Raw genomic sequence first — 16,854 nt, 5'->3', positions numbered from 1 at the left:
CTTGTTTCCATCAGCCGAGGCGCTGCTCGATCTGCGCCTTGGTCCTCTTCAGCTCCGCCGGCAGCCGCGTGGCCAGCTGCTGGAACAGCTCTTCGTGCAGCTGCAGCTCCTTGGCCCAGGCCTCGCGGTCGATGCTGGTGACCTGCTCGAACTGGGTGGCCGTGAAGTCCAGGCCCTTCCAGTTCACTTCGCCGTAGGAGGGGCTGATGCCGAACGCGTGCTGCGTGCCGGGCACCTTGCCTTCGATGCGGTCGATCATCCACTTCAGCACGCGCATGTTCTCGCCGTAGCCGGGCCAGACGAACTTGCCGTCCGGACCCTTGCGGAACCAGTTGGTGGTGAAGATCTTCGGCAGCTTGGCGCCCTTGGCTTCCAGCTTCTTGCCCAGGTCGAGCCAGTGCTGGAAGTAGTCGCTCATGTTGTAGCCGGCGAAAGCCAGCATGGCGAAGGGGTCGCGGCGCACGACGCCGACCTGGCCGACGATCGCGGCCGTCGTTTCGGAGCCCATGGTCGCGGCCATGTACACGCCTTCGGTCCAGTTGCGGCCTTCGCTCACCAGCGGCACGGTGTTGGAGCGGCGACCGCCGAACACGAAGGCGTCGATCGCCACGCCCTTGGGGTCGTCCCAGGCATCGTCGAGCGCCGGGTTGTTGGTGGCGGCGACGGTGAAGCGCGCGTTCGGGTGGGCGGCCTTGGCGCCCGTTTCCTTGGCGATCTGCGGCGTCCAGTCCTTGCCCTGCCAGTCGATGCAGTGGGCGGGGGCGTCGCTCATGCCTTCCCACCACACGTCGCCGTCGTCGGTCAGCGCCACGTTGGTGAAGATGACGTCCTTGTCCAGGCTCGCCATGCAGTTCGGGTTGGTCAGCGTGTTGGTGCCCGGGGCGACGCCGAAGTAGCCGGCTTCCGGGTTGATCGCGTACAGCTTGCCGTCGGCACCGGGCTTGATCCAGGCGATGTCGTCGCCGATGGTGGTGACCTTCCAGCCTTCGAAGCCTTCCGGCGGCACCAGCATCGCGAAGTTGGTCTTGCCGCAGGCGGAGGGGAAGGCGGCAGCCACGTGGTACTTCTTGCCGTCCGGCTTGGTCACGCCCAGGATCAGCATGTGTTCGGCCAGCCAGCCTTCGTCGCGGCCCATGTTGGAGGCGATGCGCAGGGCGAAGCACTTCTTGCCCAGCAGCGCGTTGCCGCCGTAGCCGGAGCCGTACGACCAGATCTCGCGCGTCTCGGGGTAGTGGACGATGTACTTGGTCTTGTTGCAAGGCCAGGAGGTCTGGTCCTTCTCGCCGGCCTTCAGCGGCGCGCCCACGGTGTGCACGCAGGGCACGAACTCGCCGTCGACGCCCAGCACGTCGTACACGGCCTTGCCCATGCGGGTCATGATGCGCATGTTGACGGCCACGTACGGGCTGTCGGAAAGCTCGATGCCGATGTGCGCGATGGGCGAGCCGAGCGGGCCCATCGAGAAGGGCACGACGTACATCGTGCGGCCCTTCATGCAGCCGTCGAACAGGGGCTGCAGCGTGGCGCGCATTTCATCGGGCGCGACCCAGTTGTTGGTCGGGCCGGCATCGTCCTTGTTGCGCGAGCAGATGAAGGTGCGGTCCTCGACGCGGGCCACGTCGGTCGGGTCGGACCAGGCCAGGTAGGAATTGGGGCGCTTGGCCGGGTTCAGCTTCTTGAAGGTGCCGGCGTCGACCAGCAGCTGGCACAGGCGGTCGTATTCCTCCTGGCTGCCGTCGCACCAGTAGACGCGCTCGGGCTTGCACAGGGCGACCATGTCGGCCACCCAGGCAATCAGCTTCGCGTTCTTCACGAAGGCCGGGGCCTGCAGGTTCAGTCCCTGCATCACGGGAGAGTTCATCGAAAAAGCTCCTGAGTTTGAAAACGTGTTTTCAAAAAGGAGCTTGTGGCGGGGAACGCGAGCCGCAGGCGCCCTTTTGGAAACAGGCTTGGCAGTCGGCGGACGCTGGAATGCGGGTCGGCTGGAGCGCTTATTTTAGGAAGAACCCCTGCTGGGCCATGCGAAAGCCATGCAAAAGATGCATGACTTTATGCGGACGGGCTGGACCGGGCCGCTGAAAAACAAAATGCCCCCTGGCCGGTCAGCCAGGGGGCATTCTTGGGAATGTGGAACCGGGGCGCTCAGGCCATGTAGATGGCGATGAAAGCCAGCAGGAACATCAGGGCGCCGCCCACGAGCGGCAGCACCACGGGGATCGCCGGGACGACCGACTCCACCGGGTCATGGGATTCGTAATGGCTGTGCGGTTCGTTCGGGCTGGACATGGCTTTCCTCTAGGACGGTTCCGGGTATTTTACAAGAGGGCGTAGGTCACGCTCGCCCGGCACACGCTCTTGCCGTCCTGCGCCCCGCGGATGTCGATTTCGCCGAAGGCCAGGCTCTTGCCGGCGCGCACGATCTTCGCCTGCACCAGCGCGTCCTGGCCCGACAGCGGTTTCAGGAACGTGGTGTTCATCTGCACCGTGGTGCAGGGCCGGAACTCGCCGAACTGGTTGATCAGCGCCATCACCATCGCCGTATCGGCCGCCGCCATCATGGCCTGGCCGCACAGCATGCCGCCCACGCGCGACAGGCGGTCGCCCTGGGGCAGGCGCAGGGTCGCGCTTTCGGCGTCGACCGCCTCGGCCCGCAACCCGAGCTCCTGCACCCACGGGGCGAAATATTCGGCCAGGGCCGCGTCCAGGGTCCGGGTGTCCGTCATTTCTGCTCCTCCGCCTCGAAGCCGGCGGCACGCAGCGCCTCCAGCACGGACTGGATGTGGTCGCGTCCGCGCGTCTGCAGCACCAGCTCGATCTCCACGTTCTGCGCCGCCAGCAAGGTGAAGTGGCGCTGGTGGTGTACTTCGTCGATGTTGGCGCCGGCCTCGCCCACCACCGCGGTGATCCGCGCCAGCGAGCCGGGCACGTCGCGGGCGCAGACCCGCACCCGCGTCAGCCGGCCGGCGCGCACCAGGCCGCGCTGGATGATGGCCGACAGCAGCATCGGGTCGATGTTGCCGCCCGAAAGCACCAGCCCGACCTTGCGGCCCGCAAAGAGCGCCGGCTCCTTCACCATCGCAGCGAGCGAGGCCGCGCCGGCGCCTTCCACCAGGGTCTTCTCGATCTCCAGCAGCATCACGATGGCCTGCTCGATGTCGCCCTCGTCGACCAGGACGATGTCGTCGACGTAGCGCTCGATCATCTTCTGGGTGATGGCGCCCGGCTTGCCGACGGCAATGCCCTCGGCAATGGTCGAGCCGCCCTGCGGCAGCGCGGTCTTCTTGACCGCGTTGTACATGTTGGGAAAGCGCACCGTCTGCACGCCGATCACCCGGATGCCCGGCTTCAGCGCCTTGGCGGCCGCCGCCACGCCGCTGATCATCCCGCCGCCGCCGATGGCCACCACCAGGGTGTCCAGCTGCGGCACGGCTTCCAGCATCTCGATGCCAACGGTGCCCTGCCCGGCGATGATGGCTTCGTCGTCGTAAGGGTGGACGAAGGTCAGTTTCTCGCGATCGGCCAGTTCCATCGCGTGGGCCCGGGCCTCCTCCAGCGTGTCGCCGTGCAGCACGACTTCCGCGCCGAAGCTGCGGGTGCGCTCGACCTTCACCCCCGGCGTGAAGCGCGGCATGACGATGACCGCGCGCAAGCCGAGGCGTTGCGCGTGATAAGCCACGCCCTGGGCGTGGTTGCCGGCGCTCATGGCCACCACGCCGCGCTTCTTTTCCTCATCGCTGAGCTGGACGAGCTTGTTGCACGCGCCCCGCTCCTTGAAGGAGGCGGTGAACTGCAGGTTCTCGAATTTCAGGAAGACCTGGCAGCCCGCGATCTGCGAGAGGGTGCGCGACTCCACGCAGGGTGTGTCGAGCACCTGCCCCTGCAGGCGGCGGGCGGCTTGGCGGATTTCGGGAAGGCCGATCATCCGGCAATTCTGCACGCCCCGCGAAATGGGGGGTCGGGATGGTCCCCCGCGCCGTGTCTTCCATGTAGCATCAAGCCGCGTTATCGTTCAGGCGCGTTGCTCCACGGAGGTCGATTGGCCAAGCGTTCGCTGGATCTGCAGGTGCTGCCCTCACCGGGTCTCAAGGATGCTCCCGTCCTGGACCTGATGTGCTCGCATTTCGTGCTGACCCTCGCGGCCAAGCAAGGCGCCAAGTTCAACGTGCGCCGCGACCTCAATGGCCTCTTGTCGTTGGCCGGCCGCCACCTGGCCTGGCCGGCGCCGTCGCTGGAGCGCCTGCGCGAGTTCCTGGGCCGCCGCTGCAAGGACAACGAGTTCTGGCGCGGCCACGAGCAGCTGGCCACGCGTGAATTCCTCGACCGGCACGGCGTCTGGCGCGGCCCCTACGAAGAAGGCACGCTGTTCTTCTACCTGGACGAATACGCCAAGGACCAGCCCAAGGACCTGCTGTCGGTGCTCACCGTCACCGGCGAGTGGCTGACGCATGCGCTGAAGAAGCACTCGACCCTGGTCGAAAAGAACATCGACGCCTTGGCCAGCCTGCTGCAATTGAACAAGGCGGAGCGGGCGCTGCTGCTTTACGGAACGCTGGCGCGCTACCAGCGCGACCTGCGCAGCCTGCTGGTCGAATTCAAGGTGAACAACGCGCCCGAGGCCTATGCCGCCATTGCCGAAGTGGCCGGCGTCAACGCCGCCGAAGTCGGCGAGGCCCTGCGCGCCGGCTCGCGGCTGGAACGCATCGGGCTGGTCGAGAACCTGATCTCCGAGCACAACATCACCGACCTGGCGGACCTGATGAAGGTCAGCGAAAAGCTGCCGCCGGTGCTGATGCGCGAGTACCGCGACCAGAGCGAGCTGATGGCGGTGTTCACGCGGCCCTCGGCCAAGAGCACGCTCACGCTCGACGACTTCGGCTTCGTGGCCGACGATGCCAAGGTGCTGCGCGCGCTGCTGCGCAATGCCATCGAGCGCAAGGAGCCGGGCGTCAACGTGCTGCTGTACGGCCCGCCGGGCACCGGCAAGACCGAGCTCGCCAAGGTGGTGGCGCAAGCTGCGGGGCTGGAGTTGTTCGAAGTCGAATACGCCGACCGCGACGGCAACTCGCTGTCGGGACGCGATCGCTACCGCTCGCTGCAGATCGCCCAGGTGTTCCTGAAAGGCAGCGCGCAGGCCGCGCTGCTGTTCGACGAGGTGGAGGACGTCTTCCCGCCGATCTCCAGCGAAGCAGCGCAGATGATGGCGCGCGCCGAGCAGATCGTGGCGCCGCCTTCCGGCAGCGTCAGCGGCAAGGCCTGGGTCAACCAGATCCTGGAATCCAACCCGGTGCCGACGGTGTGGGTCACCAACCGCATCGAACAGATCGACCCGGCGTTCCGCCGCCGCTTCGCCTACCACCTGGAACTGAAGTCGCCGCCGCCCGGCGCGCGCGAAGGAATCGTCCGCAAGACGCTGGAAGGCGTGGCGGTGTCCGACGCCTTCGTCGCCAAGCTCACCTCGCGCAAGGGCCTGACGCCGGCGCAGATCCGCACCGCGGTGCGCTTCGCCGGGCTGGCGCAGGCGGAGGGCGAGCTGGCGATGGAAGGCCTGATCGAGCGCCAGCTGCGCAACGCCGACCAGGCGCTGGGCACGCGCAGCGACGCCGGCGCCCGGCGCAGCGTCACGACCTACGACCTCGGCATGCTGAACGTGGAGTCGCGCTTCGAGGTGCCGCGCATCGTCGAGGCGCTCAAGGCGCGCGGCCACGGCACGCTGTGCTTCTACGGCGCGCCGGGTACCGGCAAGACGGCGCTGGCCGAACACATCGCGCGCAGCCTGGACCGGCCCCTGCTGGTCAAGCAGGCCAGCGACCTCATGAGCAAGTTCGTCGGCGAGACCGAGCAGAACATGGCCGCCATGTTCCGCGAGGCCGAGGCCGAAAAGGCGCTGCTGCTGCTGGACGAGGCCGATTCCTTCCTGCAGGACCGGCGCGGCGCCCAGCGCACCTACGAGGTGACCGAGGTCAACGAGATGCTGCAGGGCATGGAGCGTTTCAACGGCATCTTCGTCTGCACCACCAACCTGATGGACCGCATCGACCAGGCGGCGCTGCGGCGCTTTGCCTTCAAGATCAGGTTCCGGCCGCTGACGGTGGAGCAGCGCGAGCGGATGTTCGCCACCGAGGCGCTGGATGGCGATGCCGCCGCACTCACTCCTTCACTGGCGGAGCGCCTGCACAAGCTCGACCAGCTTTGTCCCGGCGACTTCGCCGCGGTGAAGCGCCAGGTCGACATCCTGGCTGCGAGCTTCACGCCCGAGGAATTCCTCGAGCAGCTGGAAGCGGAGCACCGGATCAAGCCCGAAGTGCGCGAATCGCGCGGCATCGGCTTCCTGCAATAAGGGCCGTTCAGCGGCGCGCGCGCTGCGCCACCATGCGCTGGTGCAGGCGGTCGATGATGCCGCTGCCGGTGCGCACGAAGAGGAAGGGCAGCACCGCATGCACCAGCGCCGCCCCGGCGGCCAGCAGCATGGTGCCCGCGAACGAGAGCGACACACCCATGTGCTCCCAGTAGCTTTCGCCCACGCTGCGCGGATGGGCGGTGAACGGTGCGATCAAGGGCTTCATGGCCGCCAAGTCTAGGCAAGGTCCAGTGGAAATTGCTTGCGAAATCGCGCGCCGCCCGCGCCACCCAAGAGCAATGATTGCTTCGGTTTCATCAATCCGTGGAAAATGCTCGCCATGGACAAGAAAGACCTGCAAATCCTTGCCCTCCTGCAGAAGAACGCGGCCACCCCGCTGGCCGAGCTCGCGCAGGCGGTGAACCTCTCGTCCACGCCCTGCTGGCGCCGCGTGCAGAAGCTGTACGAATCGGGCGTGATCCAGAAGCAGGTGGCGCTGTGCGATCCGCGCAAGCTCAATGTGCCGGTCACCGTCTTCGTTTCGCTGCGCGCGGGCGAGCACAGCGACGCCTGGATGAAGCGCTTCGTGCGCGCGGCCAGGGACATTCCCGAGATCATCGAGATCTATCGCATGAGCGGCGACGTCGACTACCTGCTGAAGGTGGTGGTGCCCGACATCGCGGGCTACGACAAGGTCTACAAGCGCCTGATCGCCGCGGTCGATTTGCAGGACGTGAGCTCCGGCTTCGCGATGGAAGTGCTCAAGGCAACGACCGAGCTGCCGCTCGACTACGCCGACTAAGCCAGGGCCTGCAGCGCGTCGAGCACGCCTGGTCCGTACTTGTCCAGCTTCGCTGCGCCGATGCCGCTGACGCCTTCCAGCTCGCCCAGCGACTTCGGGTCCAGCGCCGCGATGGCCGCCAGCGTCGCGTCGTGGAAGATGACGTACGCCGGCAGGTTGTGCTGCTTCGCCACCCCCGTGCGCCAGGCCTTGAGCGCGGCGAAGCGCTCCTGCCCGTCCGCGGTGAGGCTGGCCGCCGCTGCCGAAGGCGCCGACTTGCCGCTGCCGCGCTCGCGCCGCGCGCGCCCGGCCGGCTGGCTGATCGACTCGCGCAGCTGCACCGGCTGCTCGCCCTTGAGCACCGCGCGCGAGCCCGCCGTGAGGTGCAGCGTGTTGAAGGCCGACGCATCGACCGCCAGCGCGCCCGTCGCGATCAACTGCCGCAGCACGCCGCGCAACTGCTGCTCGGAAAAGTGGGCACCGATGCCGAACGTCGACAGCGACTCGTGGCCGAACTGCTTGACCTTGTCGGTGACCTTGCCGCGCAGGATGTCCATGACGTGCCCGGCGCCGAAGTGCAGGTTGTTGGCCTGCTGCACGCGGTAGATCGTCGACAGCAGCATGCGCGCGGCCTCGGTGCCGTCCCACACCGCCGGCGGCTGCAGGCAGTTGTCGCAGTTGCCGCAGGGCTGCGAAGGCTCGCCGAAGTAGCCGAGCAAACGCACGCGCCGGCAATCGGTGGCCTCGGCCAGCGCCAGCAGCGCGTCGAGCTTGCCGCGCAGCACCTGCTTGAATTCGTCGGGCGCCGGGCTCTCGTCGATCATGCGGCGCTGGTTCACCACGTCCTGCAGGCCGTAGGCCATCCAGGCGTCGGAAGGTAGGCCATCGCGGCCGGCGCGGCCCGTCTCCTGGTAGTAGCCCTCGATGTTCTTCGGCAGGTCGAGGTGGGCCACGAAGCGCACGTCCGGCTTGTCGATGCCCATGCCGAAGGCGATGGTGGCGGTCATCACCACGCCTTCCTCGCGCAGGAAGCGGTCCTGGTGGCGTTGCCGCACTTCGGGGTCCAGCCCCGCGTGATAGGGCAGGGCGTCCATGCCTTCCTTGCACAGCATGGCCGCCACTTCCTCCACGCGCTTGCGCGACTGGCAGTACACGATGCCCGCTTCGCCGGCGTGCTCGCGCTCGATGAAGCGCAGCAGCTGCAGCGAGGCGTCCTTCTTTTCCTCGATGGCGTAGCGGATGTTGGGGCGGTCGAAGCTGCTGACGAACTGGCGCGCCTCCTGCAGCTGGAGGTGCTGCACGATGTCGGCGCGGGTGGTGCCGTCGGCCGTGGCGGTGAGCGCGATGCGCGGCACGCCGGCATAGCGCTCGTGCAGCAAGGCGAGGGCGCGGTATTCCGGGCGGAAGTCGTGGCCCCACTGGCTCACGCAATGCGCCTCGTCGATGGCGAACAGGCTCAGCTGGCCCTTGGCCTGCAGCGTGTCCAGCAGGTCCAGGAAGCGCGGCGTGGTGATGCGCTCCGGTGCGGCGTAGACCATGGTCAGCTCGCCGCGCATCATCTTGCGCTCGACCGCGTTGGCTTCCTCCATGCTCAGCGTGGAGTTCAGGAAGGCGGCTTCCACCCCCAGCTCGTGCAGCGCGCCGACCTGGTCGTGCATCAGCGCGATCAGGGGCGAGACGACGATGGTGATGCCGTGCCCCGCCTGCTGGCGCGCCAGCGCCGGGATCTGGTAGCACAGCGACTTGCCGCCGCCGGTGGGCATGAGAACCAATGCGTCGCCGCCGGCGACGACGTGGTCGACGATGTCCGCCTGCGGGCCGCGGAAGGCGCCGTAGCCGAAGACGTCCTTGAGGATGGAGAGAGCGTTTGCCAAGTCCATGATTGTCCCTGAGCGCAGGTATCCAACGCTTTGTCCCTAGAATTCGAGGACCATGAAACCTGTGATCTATACCCGTGGCCAGGCCCTGCCGGACCTGCTGGCCAAGCGCATCGCGATCCTCGATGGCGCCATGGGCACCATGATCCAGCGCTTCAAGCTGACGGAGGCCGATTACCGCGGCGAACGCTTCAAGGACCATCCCAAGGACCTGAAGAACAACGGCGACCTGCTGGTGCTGACGCGGCCCGACGTGATCCGCGACATCCACGAGGGCTACCTCGCCGCCGGCGCCGACATCATCGAGACCAACACCTTCGGTGCCAATTCGATCGCGCAGGACGACTACGGCCTGGGCCATCTGGCGCGCGAGATGAACGTCGCGGCGGCCAGGCTGGCGCGCCAGGCGGCGGACAAGTTCTCGACGCCCGACCATCCGCGCTTCGTCGCCGGCGCCCTCGGCCCGACGCCGCGCACCGCCAGCATCAGCCCCGACGTCAACGACCCGGGCGCGCGCAACGTCGATTTCGAGCAGCTACGCGCCGCCTACTACGAGCAGGTCGAAGGCCTGGTGGAAGGCGGCGCCGACCTGCTGCTGGTGGAAACCATCTTCGACACGCTCAACGCCAAGGCGGCGCTGTTTGCCATCGAGGAATACTTCGCCGACACGGGCGAGCGCCTGCCGCTGATCGTCAGCGGCACGGTCACCGACGCCTCCGGCCGCATCCTCAGCGGTCAGACGGTCAGCGCCTTCTGGCACAGCGTGCGCCACGCACGGCCGCTGGCCATTGGCCTGAACTGCGCGCTCGGCGCGGCGCTGATGCGGCCCTACATCCAGGAGCTGCACAAGGTGGCGGGCGACACCTTCATCAGCTGCTACCCCAACGCCGGCCTGCCCAATCCCATGAGCGAGACCGGCTTCGACGAGACGCCCGCCGACACCTCGCGGCTGCTGCGTGAGTTCGCGGCCGAGGGCCTGGTCAACCTGATCGGCGGTTGCTGCGGCACCACGCCGGACCACATCGCTGCCATCGGCGACGCCGTGCGGCCGCTCGCCACGCGCTCCCTGCGCAAGGAATTCTTCTACAAGGAAGCGGCCTGACCCGATAACCTTCCGGCATGGACGCCATCGACCGGAAAATCCTCAAGGTCCTGCAAGCCGACGCGCGGGCCAGCCTGCAGCAGGTCGGCCAGGCCGTGGGCCTGAGCGCCTCGCCCTGCTGGGAGCGCATCCGCAAGATGGAAGCGGCCGGCGTGATCGAGGGCTACACGGTGCGCCTGAACGCGCAGGCGCTGGGCCTGAACGACACGGTGCTGGTGCAGCTCACGCTGGACAGCCACACCGACAACACGCTGGAGAAATTTGGCGAGGTGCTGGCCACCATTCCGGAAGTGCTCGAGGCCTATCTCGTCTCCGGTGAATACGACTACCTGCTGCGGGTGGCGGTGAAGGACACGCGCGACTACGAGCGGCTGCTGCGCGAGAAGCTGTACAAGATCAAGGGCATCCGCCACAGCAAGTCCTCGTTCGTGCTGCGGGTGATGAAGAAGGCGGACCTGCCGATCTAGGGAGAGCCGGGGTTGCCACCCCGGCCTACGAGAACGGGCTGCCTGCCGTAGGCCGGGGTGGCAACCCCGGCACCACCCGGAACCCCTCGCGCGCCAGCAAGGCCCCGAACGCTGGACCGGCGAGCACCTCGTATTCCCACAAGCGCGCCGTCCCGGTCGCTCCGGAAACCAACTGCGTGGCCGGATGGCACATGAGCAGGTCGCCGTCGCCTGCCGCACGAAGCCAGGCGGCCAGCAGGGCAAGGTAGCGTTCCGCGTCGCCGCGAAAGTCGTAGACCCCCACCAGATGCCGGTTCTGCCGGAATCCCTTGGTCGTGGCCAGCCGTTCCAGGCCCGCTGCTCCGACGGCCTCGACCACCCGGGCCTTCGCCCCCAGCGCGGCTCCGCGCGGCCGACGCGTGTTGCGCAGCCACGGCCGGTGATCGCGGTAGCGCGCTTCGAGCGCAGCAAGCAACGCATGCCGCACGACGGGCAACTGGTGGACGTGCTCGTGCCCGTCGACGTGCGACGGCGGCCGACCGAACGCCCGTTCGAAAGCATCGAGCTGGGCATCGATCTCGCGCCGCAGGGCAGCGCGCGGCAGCAGGCGCAGGTGGCTGAGCACGATCCATCGCTCCAGGGTCCGGCGCAGGCGCAGGTCGCAGGGGAACGCAGTCAGGTCCAGGTGCAGGCCGACGTCGAGCGAGCCAGGCGCCAGCTCGGAAAGCGCCGGCGCGCCGGTCGGGAAGTGCGCCGCTCCCACCATGCAGCTGGTGGCGCTGATGCGGCCCCGGTGGGCCAGGGCGAGGACTGCCTCGTTGACGCCTTCGCCCAATCCGAAGTCGTCGACACAGACGGCCAGCCGCCGAGGCGCTGCCGTCACGAGGTCCCCACCGGGTTCTGGCTGGGCACGCCCTGGCAGCCGTTGGTCGTGGCAAGGCGCCAGAGCACGGTGTCACCCTGGTTCGCGACGCGCTGCGCAGCGCGCAGCCACGGGTAGCGCGCCGTCAGCTTGGCGTTGCCTACGACCCACGTCGCAGCCGCGCTGCAGGCGCGATCGGGCAGCACCAGCAGGCGCGCGGCCGCTTGCGGATCGAAGCGGCCCGCATCGACCAGTTCCTTGCGCCAGTTGTCGCGCGAGGTGAGAGCGGGGTCGTCCCAGGCATCGACCACCACCGGCGGCAACGGCAGCCGGCCGTAGAAGGCGAGGTCGAAGTACGAGCCCTCCAGCAACAGGACCCGCTCGCCGGGCAAAGCGCGCGCGCGCAAGGCCGCTCCCAGTTCGCGCGCCGAACCCTGCGAGTGCGTTGCGGCGACACCTGCGGCCACGACGCAAGTGGCTGCCGCGCCCAGCGCACAGGCGCGCCACCCGCGGCTCGCGGTGGCCATCGCGCTTGCGGCCAGCAGCGCCAGCGGCAGCGTTGCCGGCAGGACATAGCCCACCAGCTTGGACTGCGGCAGCGAGAAGAACAGCACGATGGCGGCCAGCCAGATCCACAGCAGCAGGTGCAGGGGATCGCGTCCGCGCGCGCGCAGCAGCCACGCCGACCAGGGCAGGGCCAGCACCGCCAGCACCACCGGGAAGAACCAGGCAGGCTGCACGTTGTTGAAGCCGCCCTGCGCGAAGCGCGAGAAGTGCTGCACCACGAAGAAGTAGTGCGCGAATTCGGGAAAGCGCAGCTGCATCAGGATGAACCAGGGCGCGGCGAGGGCGAGGAATAGGGCCACCCCCGGCAGCCACAGCAAGCCCAGCACCGCGCGCGGCCGCCTTTGCGCCAGCAACCATGCCAGAAGCACCAGCCCCGGCAGCACCACCCCGATCAGCCCTTTCGCCAGCACCCCCAGCGCCGCCAGCACATAGCCCGCTGCCAGCGCCGCGCGGGCCGGCTGGCCTTCGGCCTGCAACAAGGCCGCGTGCGCGAACGCGAGGATGGTCGCGCCAATACAGCCGGCGACCAGCATGTCGAGATTGGCGAACTGTGCGCCTAAATAGAACAGCGGCTGCGTCGCCAGTGCGAGCAGCGCGAGCCGCGCCTGCCGCTCGCCCATCCAGCGGCGCGCGAACAGGTACAGCGCGGTGGCGCCGCCCGCGGCGCCGGCCAGGGAAGCGAAGCGCGCGGCCCACTCGTTCGCGCCCAGCACCGAGAGCGCGGTGGCGGTGAGCCAGTAGAACAGCGGCGGCTTGTGGAAGTAGGGCAGCCCGTTCAGGTGCGGCACCAGCCAGTCGCCCCCGGTGAGCATGGACCAGGCGACGCCGACGTAGCGTCCTTCGTCGGGCAGGGTCAGCGGCCGCGCCCAGGAGGTCACCGCCAGCCAGGCGATGGTGAGCGCCAGCGGCGCCCAGGGGGACCGCAGCCAGGCCTTCATCATCCGCGTGCCGCCAGGCCGCGCCCCCACTCGCGCCTGACCAGGTAAACCGGGCGGGCCTTCACCTCCTCGAAGATGCGGGCCACGTATTCGCCGATGATCCCCAGGAAGATCATCTGCATGCCGAAGAACAGCATCATCACGACGACGATGGTGGTCCAGCCCGAGATGGGGTGCCCGTAGAACATGTAGGCCAGCGTGAGCCAGAAGCCGTAGGCAAAGGCGGCCAGCGCCAGGGCGCTGCCGAGCGCGCCGACGATGCGCAGCGGCCAGTTGGCGAAGGCCGTGAGCCCGTCGATCGACAGTCCCACCAGCTTGGCCAGGCTGAACTGGCTGCGGCCGTGGGCGCGCGGCTGCGGCATGTACGGCAGGCCGACGCTCTGGAAGCCGATCCACGCGTACAGGCCCTTCATGAAGCGGTTGCGCTCGGGCAGGGCCAGCAGGGCGTCGACGGCGCGGCGGTCCAGCAGCCGGAAGTCCCCCGCGCCCGCCGGCACCTTCACCTTGTCGAAGCGATTCAGCAGCTGGTAGAAGAGCCGCGTGCCGGCGCGCTTGAACAGCGGCTCGTCGGAACGACCCTGGCGCACCGCATAGACGACGTCGGCGCCACGGCGCCAGTGGGCCAGCATGTCGGCCAGCAGCGCCGGGGGGTGCTGCAGGTCGGCGTCCATCATCACGACGACGTCGCCGGCGGCCGCTTCCAGGCCCGCGGTCAGCGCGGCCTCCTTGCCGAAGTTGCGCGACAGCTGCAGCACGCGGACGCCGGGGAGTTCCGCCCAGTCGCGCATCACCCGCGCCGTGTGGTCGGTGCTGCCGTCGTCCACCAGGATCACCTCCCACGCCGCCGCCAGCCGGGGCAACAGTTCGCACAGCTGCGGCAGCAGCAGGTCGAGGTTGCTGGCTTCGTTGTGGCAGGGGACCACGCACGACAGGCGCACCGGCCCGTCGCGGGCTTCGGCGACAAGGGGACGGGGGATCGGGTCGCGGACGGTGTTCATGGCAAGCGCTCCTGCGTGGAACCGGACGCCAGTGTTGGCGCGCCTGCTTAAGGCTGACTTAACGGCGGGCTGTGGGCAACACGTACAATTGACGCAGCTCAAGGAGCGCTGCAGCGGTACTTGTGGGCCGTGCGGCATGCGCCGCGCGGCGCTCCCACAAGTCCGTCAGGCTTGAGATGGAATCAACCGCGCTCACCCGGACCCCCAACGAGGTGAGTGAATGCAGCAGCCCAACGTCCCGCCCATGAAGCTTTCCGGCCTGGAGCCCGTCTCCATCGGCCCCGGAAGCCTGTTCGTCAACATCGGCGAACGCACCAACGTCACCGGTTCCAAGGCCTTCGCCCGCATGATCCTGGCCGGCCAGTTCGAGCAGGCGCTCGCGGTGGCGCGGCAACAGGTCGAGAACGGCGCCCAGGTGATCGACGTCAACATGGACGAGGCCATGCTGGACAGCAAGGCCGCGATGGTGCGCTTCCTCAACCTGATCGCCAGCGAGCCCGACATCGCCCGCGTGCCCATCATGGTCGACTCCTCCAAGTGGGACGTCATCGAGGCCGGCCTGCGCTGCATCCAGGGCAAGGGCATCGTCAACTCGATCTCCATGAAGGAAGGCGTGGCCGAGTTCAAGCGCCAGGCCACGCTGGTCAAGCGCTATGGCGCCGCCGCCGTGGTGATGGCCTTCGACGAGCAGGGCCAGGCCGACACCTACGAGCGCAAGATCCAGATCTGCGAGCGCGCCTACCGCATCCTGGTCGACGAGGTGGACTTCCCGGCCGAGGACATCATCTTCGACCCGAACATCTTCGCCATCGCCACCGGCATCGAGGAACACAACAACTACGCGGTCGACTTCATCAACGCCACCCGCTGGATCAAGGAGAACCTGCCCGGTGCCAAGGTGAGCGGCGGGGTCTCCAACGTCAGCTTCTCCTTCCGCGGCAACGACCCGGTGCGCGAGGCGATCCACACCGTCTTCCTGTACCACGCCATCCAGGCCGGCATGGACATGGGCATCGTCAACGCCGGCATGGTCGGCGTGTACGACGAGGTGGAGCCGCAGCTGCGCGAGCGCGTCGAGGACGTGGTGCTGAACCGCCGCCCCGACGCCGGCGAGCGGCTGGTGGAGATCGCCGAAAGCGCCAAGGGCGCAGCGAAGGACGAGGGCAGGAAGAACGAGTGGCGCGCGCTGCCCGTGGCGCAGCGGCTGTCGCATGCGCTGGTGCACGGCATCACCGACCACATCGTCGAAGACACCGAGGAGGTCTACCGCGAGCTGCTCGCCAAGGGCGGCCGGCCGCTGCACGTGATCGAAGGGCCGCTGATGGACGGCATGAACATCGTCGGCGACCTGTTCGGCGGGGGCAAAATGTTCCTGCCGCAGGTGGTGAAGTCGGCGCGCGTGATGAAGCAGGCCGTGGCCCACCTCATTCCCTACATCGAGGAAGAGAAGAAACAGCAGGAAGCGGCGGGCGAGGACGTGCGGGCCAAGGGCAAGATCGTGATCGCCACCGTCAAGGGCGACGTGCACGACATCGGCAAGAACATCGTCACCGTCGTCCTCCAGTGCAACAACTTCGAGGTGATCAACATGGGCGTGATGGTCCCGTGCCACGAGATCCTGGCGCGGGCCAAGGTCGAGGGCGCGGACATCGTCGGCCTGTCGGGCCTGATCACGCCTTCGCTGGAGGAGATGCAGTACGTCGCCGGCGAGATGCAGAAGGACGAGCACTTCCGCCTGAAGAAGATCCCGCTGCTGATCGGCGGCGCCACCTGCAGCCGCGTGCACACCGCGGTGAAGATCGCGCCGCACTACGAAGGCCCGGTGGTCTACGTGCCGGACGCCTCGCGCAGCGTGAGCGTGGCCCAGAGCCTGCTGTCCGACCAGGCCGCCCGGTACATCGCCGAAGTCGAGGCCGACTACGACAAGGTGCGGCAGCAGCACGCCAACAAGAAGCAGGTGCCGCTGTGGCCGCTGGCCAAGGCGCGCGCCAACAAGACGCCGGTCGACTGGGCCGGCTACCAGGCGCCGAAGCCGAAGTTCATCGGCCGCCGGGTCTTCAAGAACTACGACCTGGCCGAACTGGCCCGCTACATCGACTGGGGCCCTTTCTTCCAGACCTGGGACCTGGCCGGCGCCTTCCCCGCGATCCTCAAGGACGAGGTCGTGGGCGCCGAAGCGGTGCGCGTGCTCTCGGACGGCCAGCGTATGTTGAAGCGCCTGATCGAAAACCGCTGGCTCACCGCGAACGCGGTGCTGGGCTTCTGGCCCGCCAACACGGTCAACGACGACGACATCCAGCTCTATGCCGACGAAGCGCGCACGCAGCCGGTGCTCACCTGGTACGGCCTGCGCCAGCAGGCGGAGAAGCAGGTGATCGATGGGGTGATGCGCCCGAGCCGCTGCCTGGCCGACTTCGTCGCACCCCAGGGCGTGGCCGCCGATTACGTGGGCGCCTTCGCCGTCACGGCCGGCATCGGCGTCGACAAGAAGGAGGCCTACTTCCTGGCCGACCACGACGACTATTCCGCGATCATGCTCAAGGCGCTGGCGGATCGCCTGGCGGAAGCCCTGGCCGAGGCGCTGCACGAGCGCGTGCGCAAGGACCTGTGGGGCTACGCGCCGGACGAGGCCTTGTCCAACGAAGCCCTGATCGGCGAGAAGTACCGCGGCATCCGCCCCGCCCCCGGCTATCCGGCCTGCCCGGACCACAGCGTCAAGCGCGCCATGTTCGACCTGCTGCAGCCGCAGGAGATCGGCATGGGCCTGACCGAGTCGATGGCGATGTCGCCCGCGGCCAGCGTGAGCGGCTTCTACCTGGCGCATCCGGACAGCACGTACTTCAACGTCGGCAAGATCGGCGAGGACCAGCTGCAGGACCAGGCGGCCCGCCGTGGGGCGGATATCCAACAATTGCAACGCTTGCTTGCACCCAATCTGTGACGGAT

At 68.0% G+C, this 16,854-nt stretch carries 14 protein-coding genes and 1 riboswitch; of the genes, 5 read left to right on the top strand and 9 right to left on the bottom strand.

Translation table 11 applies throughout. The annotated features are described in order from the left end of the window. Positions 1-10 precede the first annotated feature (10 nt). The 4 genes from LZ009_RS17140 to LZ009_RS17125 all read right to left on the bottom strand — a co-directional run bounded on the left by LZ009_RS17140 (position 11) and on the right by LZ009_RS17125 (position 3,922). Positions 11-1,861, bottom strand: coding sequence for a phosphoenolpyruvate carboxykinase (GTP) (locus LZ009_RS17140; RefSeq protein WP_275699181.1), 1,851 nt, complete (start codon positions 1,859-1,861; stop codon positions 11-13). Between the two features lie 281 nt (positions 1,862-2,142). Continuing rightward, positions 2,143-2,286 carry a hypothetical protein gene (locus tag LZ009_RS17135; protein WP_275699180.1) on the bottom strand — a complete coding sequence of 48 codons (144 nt, stop codon included), beginning with the start codon at positions 2,284-2,286 and terminating at the stop codon, positions 2,143-2,145. A gap of 29 nt (positions 2,287-2,315) precedes the next feature. Then, on the bottom strand, positions 2,316-2,723 hold the full coding sequence (locus tag LZ009_RS17130; RefSeq protein ID WP_275699179.1) for a PaaI family thioesterase: 408 nt from the start codon (positions 2,721-2,723) through the stop codon (positions 2,316-2,318). Next, a complete protein-coding gene (locus LZ009_RS17125) occupies positions 2,720-3,922 on the bottom strand; it encodes a threonine ammonia-lyase (protein WP_275699178.1) in 1,203 nt (400 codons plus the stop codon). The genes LZ009_RS17130 and LZ009_RS17125 overlap by 4 nt, the downstream gene beginning before the upstream one ends. A gap of 114 nt (positions 3,923-4,036) precedes the next feature. Here LZ009_RS17125 and LZ009_RS17120 point away from each other — a divergent pair, with 114 nt between their 5' ends. Continuing rightward, a complete protein-coding gene (locus tag LZ009_RS17120; protein WP_275699177.1) occupies positions 4,037-6,337 on the top strand; it encodes an ATP-binding protein in 2,301 nt (766 codons plus the stop codon). A 7-nt stretch (positions 6,338-6,344) separates the two neighbouring features. Here the strand turns inward: LZ009_RS17120 and LZ009_RS17115 are convergent, their stop codons facing one another. Next, entirely contained in the window at positions 6,345-6,563 is a 219-nt protein-coding gene (locus tag LZ009_RS17115; protein ID WP_275699176.1) for a DUF6356 family protein, read from the bottom strand. Between the two features lie 114 nt (positions 6,564-6,677). Here LZ009_RS17115 and LZ009_RS17110 point away from each other — a divergent pair, with 114 nt between their 5' ends. Continuing rightward, the gene (locus LZ009_RS17110) at positions 6,678-7,139 is read left to right on the top strand and encodes an Lrp/AsnC family transcriptional regulator (RefSeq protein WP_275699175.1); all 462 of its coding nucleotides are present in this window, start codon (positions 6,678-6,680) and stop codon (positions 7,137-7,139) included. Here the strand turns inward: LZ009_RS17110 and recQ are convergent. Further along, positions 7,136-8,992 carry a DNA helicase RecQ gene (gene recQ / locus LZ009_RS17105; protein WP_275699174.1) on the bottom strand — a complete coding sequence of 619 codons (1,857 nt, stop codon included), beginning with the start codon at positions 8,990-8,992 and terminating at the stop codon, positions 7,136-7,138. The genes LZ009_RS17110 and recQ overlap by 4 nt on opposite strands. A gap of 58 nt (positions 8,993-9,050) precedes the next feature. On the opposite strand from recQ, the gene LZ009_RS17100 reads away from it, so the two are divergent. Both LZ009_RS17100 and LZ009_RS17095 read left to right on the top strand, forming a co-directional pair. Then, on the top strand, positions 9,051-10,097 hold the full coding sequence (locus tag LZ009_RS17100) for a homocysteine S-methyltransferase family protein (protein WP_275699173.1): 1,047 nt from the start codon (positions 9,051-9,053) through the stop codon (positions 10,095-10,097). A gap of 17 nt (positions 10,098-10,114) precedes the next feature. Then, positions 10,115-10,564: an Lrp/AsnC family transcriptional regulator gene (locus LZ009_RS17095; protein WP_275699172.1), complete on the top strand. Its 450-nt coding sequence runs from the start codon at positions 10,115-10,117 to the stop codon at positions 10,562-10,564. A gap of 25 nt (positions 10,565-10,589) precedes the next feature. Here the strand turns inward: LZ009_RS17095 and LZ009_RS17090 are convergent, their stop codons facing one another. From LZ009_RS17090 to LZ009_RS17080, 3 genes are read right to left on the bottom strand one after another with little or no spacing between them, the layout of a single operon-like run. Next, positions 10,590-11,426, bottom strand: a complete 837-nt coding sequence (locus LZ009_RS17090; protein WP_275699171.1) for a ChbG/HpnK family deacetylase — start codon at positions 11,424-11,426, stop codon at positions 10,590-10,592. Beyond that, a complete protein-coding gene (locus LZ009_RS17085; RefSeq protein ID WP_275699170.1) occupies positions 11,423-12,913 on the bottom strand; it encodes an ArnT family glycosyltransferase in 1,491 nt (496 codons plus the stop codon). Before LZ009_RS17085 ends, LZ009_RS17090 begins: the two co-directional genes overlap by 4 nt. Continuing rightward, positions 12,910-13,908: a glycosyltransferase family 2 protein gene (locus LZ009_RS17080; RefSeq protein WP_275699169.1), complete on the bottom strand. Its 999-nt coding sequence runs from the start codon at positions 13,906-13,908 to the stop codon at positions 12,910-12,912. The genes LZ009_RS17085 and LZ009_RS17080 overlap by 4 nt, the downstream gene beginning before the upstream one ends. A gap of 94 nt (positions 13,909-14,002) precedes the next feature. Further along, positions 14,003-14,109: riboswitch (S-adenosyl-L-homocysteine riboswitch) on the top strand. A gap of 19 nt (positions 14,110-14,128) precedes the next feature. On the opposite strand from LZ009_RS17080, the gene metH reads away from it, so the two are divergent. Further along, positions 14,129-16,849 (top strand): methionine synthase, encoded by a 2,721-nt coding sequence (metH, locus tag LZ009_RS17075; protein ID WP_275699168.1) that lies wholly within the window; start codon positions 14,129-14,131, stop codon positions 16,847-16,849. Positions 16,850-16,854 lie beyond the last annotated feature (5 nt).

The sequence above is a fragment of the Ramlibacter paludis genome (genome assembly GCF_022012305.1).
Classification (GTDB): Bacteria; Pseudomonadota; Gammaproteobacteria; order Burkholderiales; family Burkholderiaceae_C; genus Ramlibacter; species Ramlibacter paludis.
Note: the sequence above shows the minus strand (reverse complement) of the source record. Positions and strands in the feature narration are given on the sequence as shown.

What these genes read in the sequence shown, in the direction of transcription:
- LZ009_RS17140 (WP_275699181.1), bottom strand. Translation starts at nt 1,861, where the DNA reads ATGAACTCTCCCGTGATGCAGGGACTGAACCTGCAGGCCCCGGCCTTC.
- LZ009_RS17135 (WP_275699180.1), bottom strand. Translation starts at nt 2,286, where the DNA reads ATGTCCAGCCCGAACGAACCGCACAGCCATTACGAATCCCATGACCCG.
- LZ009_RS17130 (WP_275699179.1), bottom strand. Translation starts at nt 2,723, where the DNA reads ATGACGGACACCCGGACCCTGGACGCGGCCCTGGCCGAATATTTCGCC.
- LZ009_RS17125 (WP_275699178.1), bottom strand. Translation starts at nt 3,922, where the DNA reads ATGATCGGCCTTCCCGAAATCCGCCAAGCCGCCCGCCGCCTGCAGGGG.
- LZ009_RS17115 (WP_275699176.1), bottom strand. Translation starts at nt 6,563, where the DNA reads ATGAAGCCCTTGATCGCACCGTTCACCGCCCATCCGCGCAGCGTGGGC.
- LZ009_RS17110 (WP_275699175.1), top strand. Translation starts at nt 6,678, where the DNA reads ATGGACAAGAAAGACCTGCAAATCCTTGCCCTCCTGCAGAAGAACGCG.
- LZ009_RS17100 (WP_275699173.1), top strand. Translation starts at nt 9,051, where the DNA reads ATGAAACCTGTGATCTATACCCGTGGCCAGGCCCTGCCGGACCTGCTG.
- LZ009_RS17095 (WP_275699172.1), top strand. Translation starts at nt 10,115, where the DNA reads ATGGACGCCATCGACCGGAAAATCCTCAAGGTCCTGCAAGCCGACGCG.
- LZ009_RS17085 (WP_275699170.1), bottom strand. Translation starts at nt 12,913, where the DNA reads ATGATGAAGGCCTGGCTGCGGTCCCCCTGGGCGCCGCTGGCGCTCACC.
- LZ009_RS17080 (WP_275699169.1), bottom strand. Translation starts at nt 13,908, where the DNA reads ATGAACACCGTCCGCGACCCGATCCCCCGTCCCCTTGTCGCCGAAGCC.
- metH (WP_275699168.1), top strand. Translation starts at nt 14,129, where the DNA reads ATGCAGCAGCCCAACGTCCCGCCCATGAAGCTTTCCGGCCTGGAGCCC.